Raw genomic sequence first — 5,153 nt, forward strand, 5'->3', positions numbered from 1 at the left:
GAACAGTAGCCCATTTACGCCGCGTTGCCTGTCGCGCAACACGGCAAAGACGCCGAATACCAAAAATACCTTGACGAACGGAATGCGATTACAACCCAATCAGGTCTGGGCTATGGACCTGACCTACATCCCCATGGCGCGGGGCTTCGTCTATCTCTGCGCTGTCGTCGACTGGTTCAGTCGTCGGGTTCTGTCGTGGCGGCTGTCGATCACGATGGAGACGGCTTTCTGTATCGAGGCCGTCGAGGAAGCGCATGCTCGGTATGGAAAGCCGGACATCTTCAACACGGACAGTCATACAATTGATGCCAGTTCTCGGATGGTTTGACTCCAACACCGATCGACCATTTGCTGGGTTGGTGCCGCATGGCCTCTCGGTGTGATCTGACTCTCATTCCGATCGACCTGACGTGTGTCTTTCCCTGGACCTGTCGATCGCATCTGGTATGGCGGCGGATCGTTGCGGTCGGCCAGGTGGGCCGGTGAAAACGGCTTCAATCTGCTGATCGGCAACGTGACGACAGGCGAACAGACCGATGACTTCTTTGTCGCACAACTGCGTCAGCTTGAGACCTACAAGCTTGCAGGTGGTGGACGAGGTCGCGTGGCGCTTGGCGGTGTGATCGTTCCGCTCGACAGTGCCGATCCGGGCACGCGCCGGCGCTACCTGGACTATGCGGCGGGACGCGACGGACGCACGCTGGCACCGCAGGGTGAGCGGCGCACGCTCTTTGCCCGTGATGTCGTCGGAACGGCGGACGAAATCCTCGAGCGCCTGTTTGCAGATCCGATCCTGCCGCATGTCAGCGAACTCAGGCTCGAACTTCCGTACGAATTCGAAGACGAGGAATATCGTCAGATCATCCACGACTTCATCACGCTTGTCGCACCCGAACTCGACTGGAATCACGGCGAGAGCCAGGGACAGAGAACAGCGTGAAAGACGTCGCCGATAGTGTTTATGAATAGGAATACCAACGTTGACCAAAGTCGTAGAATACTCCTTTTCCATCGGATCGCCCTGGTCCTACATTGGCTTCGAATGAAGGTCGATACGCGTCGCGTTGATCTATATCAATGCTCGACCCACCCATCAGGGAACATGATCGCCTGTCCCGGTTCTAGGATCCAACGGTACGATATTAGCCGCGGAAGGCGTTCGGCCACCCCCGAATGCGAGATTCATGATGATGGTGACCGCCATATCATAGTTGAGCCTGCTTGGAACCGGGGTGATCCCCGCCGGTGGGGCGGGCGAAAGAGATGACACATATGTCACTATTGTGGACCAACCTACAGCATTACCATGCCAGTCGAGACTCCAAATGCGTTATCTAAAGAGAAGGAGGTTGAAATGAGTGATCCCGTAAACGCGTCATTTGACAGCGCATCGCCAGATACCACACCGGTGGATGACTACACTAACCTGCGATTTCGTGGGATCGACCACATCGCTTTGGCCGTCCATAGACTGGAAGACGCTATTCATTTGTTTCAAGGTGTACTTGGGTTTAACCTCAGGCGCCGATTCCAGATAAAGGGCAAAAAGACTGGTATGGTGTGCGCGGACATGGTTCGCGACGGGATGTGCTTTGTACTTTGTCAAGGCACAGAACCAGAGTCGCAGGTGTCCCAACTTGTCGAGAATTTTGGGGTAGGTATAGCCCATGTCGCGCTGGCTGTGGACGATGTGTCGGCGATGGTCGAGACCCTCAAGAAGCGAGGGCTGTCGTTTGACACAGCCGTAATAAACGGACCGGGCCTAACACAGGCGTTCTCTTCGCGATGCCCTAACACTGGCGTGAGCATTGAACTTGTGCATCGGAACGGCGAGGAAGGATTTCTCGACAATAATGTCCAAGAACTTTTTGAACAGTTGGAGCAGTCCGGGAAATATTGAGCGAACTTGGACGGTTCCAGTCCCCAACGTGTAGGCGGCCGCGGAATGCATGACTGTATTGCGGTCACGATCGATCAGATTCAGCCATGTGTCCGGCCTGTAATCCGCGGCATCGATGCCACTAGCCATGCGAAGTCCGCCGATGGAGAGGCCGCACGCAAAATGTGCATCGGGCTAGCGGCATGACGGTTGCGGCACTGATCACCAGCAACGGTAGGATGATGCGATGCCCCTTTGCTGCCCAGGCCAAGCCGACCACGTCCGGCTCCGCTGTGTTGCCGAGCGGCAGACGGGCCAGACGCGAGCTGTCTCGCCGATTTGAACTGTGCAGGCATCTCCCGCCGATGCTACGATCGCCGATCCATAAAAAACCACCGGGAATGGTAGGCGGCTGTATCGATGTGCACAAAAATTTCGGCGGTTGCCGAGGCCATGTGCGAAGCGCCGCCTGGTGGTTTATTCCGGTCGAGAGTTCCAAGCATCAGGCACCGCCATGGTGTCGAAGGTGCCTTATCTGCTGGTGGCGAAAAGGCAGGAGATACTGTCGCTCAGCCACCGGCAGCGTAAGGAGCCTGCAACTTCGAACTACGGAAGACGAGCAGGCAAGTCCAGTATATCGGGCCAAATCTGGACCGGTCGATCTTGGACGATGTCAGACACTCGTCACGGCAATTTGACAGCGACCGTCTTGTTTAAACGCGTTTTTCTCTCTTGGCACGGAAATTGCTTTGCCCCCTACAATCAGAGTAGGAACAATGTTCGATGATCACACTCGCCAATCGTCAGACGGCTGTTTGTGGAATCGCTCTAGCCTGTGTCGCTGGTTTCGACGGAAGGCTGCTGTCGAGTCCACACTGGCGTGATCCTCACTTTGCCGATGGTTCTGCGTGGGGTCCATGATGGATTATATGCCGCAAACGTCAGTAATGAACTTCTTAAATGAGGTCTCGGGTTCGTTTCCGTCGGCGATTTCCCTGGCCTCTGGCAGACCAAGTGATCGGTTCTTCAATAGGCTCGACCCCCAGGCGCTGTTGAATGCGCTCGTCGTGTATGAACGGTATTCAGCAGGCGATCACGGAGGTGGGCAAGTACACTCTCAGTTGTTGCAGTATGGACGAACTGCCGGCATCATCAGCGAGATCGTTGCACAACAGGTTCGATCCGATGAGGGGGTTCCCGCGAGGACCGATCGCGTACTAATCACGTCAGGCTGCCAGGAGGCACTTGCTGTCTGCCTGCCGGCACTGTGTCCCGAACCTTCGGACGTCCTCCTGGTCTGCAACCCCACCTACGTTGGGACAACCGGTGCAGCTGCCGCTACACGGGTCGCCGTTTCAGCGCTGCGCAACTCAGAACTTGGCATTGCCGAGGCAGTCGAATTCGCAGTGCTGCAGTTGTGCCGGCAAGGTCGGAGGGCTCGCGCTCTATACCTTATTCCCGATTTTGATAATCCGACCGGGCGCGTCCTCGGTACGCCCGCACGACGCGATATCCTTCAAGTGTGCGACAGACATCGGATCATCGTTCTGGAGGACAATCCATATGGGCAATTTCGGTATGAAGGAGACGCGATCCCTCCGATGGCCGCTTTGGACGAGGCCGGTAGTGTTATCTACCTCTCGACATTCTCCAAGACGCTAGCCCCATCTCTCCGCGTGGGAGCTGCGATACTGCCCGAGACGATATTTGGAGACGCGGGAGCTTGCCGGGTACTTTGGGAAGATCTGGTTCAGCGCAAGAGTTTCGTTACCCTCAATACGAGCCAAATTACACAAGCGATCGTGGCAGGGCTGTTGATCGAACAGGGGGTAAGCTTGCGTGATTGGATACGGCCGGCCCTGGATTGGTATCGTACCAATCGCGACGTTATGTTGTGTCAGCTGAACCGTGTGTTTTCGCCTTTCGCGGATCAGATTCGATGGAATCGCCCCTGCGGCGGCTTCTTCCTGACCCTTGATCTTCCTTTCAGATTTGGGGCGGAGAGCGTGGACGAGTGTGCAAGGCGTGACAATGTCATCGTTATGCCCATGAGCTTCTTCGCGTTGGATAACTCCCAAGACTACCGGATTCGATTGGCGTTCAGCGCGGTTACCCCCGAGCAAATCCGAACCAGTGTGACCGGTTTGGGCCGCTATGTGGCGCGGCGGCTTGGGCGGGAATTGCCCAGCTTGGTGGGTGGATAAAGATGGCATATCGGTCTTCTCCGGTGCGCGGCCGTGCCTGCCAACCGGGCGATCAGGACATGAATCCTGCAGCACGGGCAATCTCCTCCAGCATCATTGTTGGCAGTGGTACGCTTGCTATCAGATGCGCTGAACTGGCAATAGCGGTGGGCCACGTCATTGGTGCGGCCCTGTGTGACGACGCCATCTTCGCAGAGTGGGCGGCTCGCGCCAATGTCCAGTGCATGGAAAGCGTTGAAGAGCTCTGCTCTTTTTTGGAGGCTGAGCCGGTAGATTGGATTTTCTCCGTTGCCAATCCGTTCATATTGCCACCGGACGTGTTTGGGCGAGCGCGTCGAGGTGCTTTCAATTATCACGACGGTCCTTTGCCACGATATGCGGGAACGCACGCAACGTCGTGGGCGCTGCTGGCGCAAGAGAGCGAATATGCCATCACGTGGCATCGGATCGATGATGGTGTTAATACGGGTGACGTCGTGGTTCAGCGCCAAGTGCTGATTGCGCCCACCGACACGGCAATCAGCCTGAACCTCAAATGTCATGAAGCCGCGATCGAGGGTTTTCGCGAGCTCTTAACTGGCCTCGAGAGCGGGAAGCTTGCGGCCGATCCGCAGGCGCTAGTGGACAGAAGCTATTTTCCGAGACGTCGACGCCCAGATGCGGCAGGCTGTCTGCGATGGGATCAATCCGCGCAAAATCTGTCGGCGATGACACGTGCCTTAGACTTTGGGCCATATCATCCCAATCAAATGTGCATGCCCAAGACGCTCATAGGCGATGAGGTTGTCACAATCAGACGCCTGGAGGTGTCCCCCCAGCGCTCGGGCATTCCGGCAGGTTGCCTGCTTGAAGTCCACCCCAGCCATTGGCGGGTGGCGACGGGTACGCAGGATGTCGATGTTTGCTTTGGCGGCCTTGATGGGCAGGTGCTGGACGCGCGAGCCCTCGCCAGGCGCTCCAATCTGGATGAAGGTGATCGCCTTCCGATCTTGAGCGATGAACAGGCGCGGAGCATAACTGTCACTCATGAATTGCTGGCGCCTTCAGAGGAGTTTTGGCGACAGCGGCTT

At 56.6% G+C, this 5,153-nt stretch carries 3 protein-coding genes and 2 pseudogenes; all 5 read left to right on the forward strand.

Annotated elements, in window-relative coordinates:
• Positions 1-91 precede the first annotated feature (91 nt).
• Positions 92-292: pseudogene (locus LPU83_RS38230) on the forward strand (DDE-type integrase/transposase/recombinase); the annotation flags it as partial.
• A gap of 132 nt (positions 293-424) precedes the next feature.
• Positions 425-940: pseudogene (locus LPU83_RS38235) on the forward strand (LLM class flavin-dependent oxidoreductase); the annotation flags it as partial.
• A 414-nt stretch (positions 941-1,354) separates the two neighbouring features.
• Positions 1,355-1,900: a VOC family protein gene (locus LPU83_RS38240; RefSeq protein ID WP_024319131.1), complete on the forward strand. Its 546-nt coding sequence runs from the start codon at positions 1,355-1,357 to the stop codon at positions 1,898-1,900.
• Positions 1,901-2,799: 899 nt separating this feature from the next.
• A complete protein-coding gene (locus tag LPU83_RS38245; protein ID WP_157997323.1) occupies positions 2,800-4,083 on the forward strand; it encodes an aminotransferase-like domain-containing protein in 1,284 nt (427 codons plus the stop codon).
• Positions 4,084-4,142: 59 nt separating this feature from the next.
• On the forward strand, positions 4,143-5,153 hold a 1,011-nt coding region (locus LPU83_RS38250; RefSeq protein WP_280178243.1), incomplete at its 3' end, for a formyltransferase family protein.

This window comes from Rhizobium favelukesii (genome assembly GCF_000577275.2).
GTDB lineage: Bacteria > Pseudomonadota > Alphaproteobacteria > Rhizobiales > Rhizobiaceae > Rhizobium > Rhizobium favelukesii.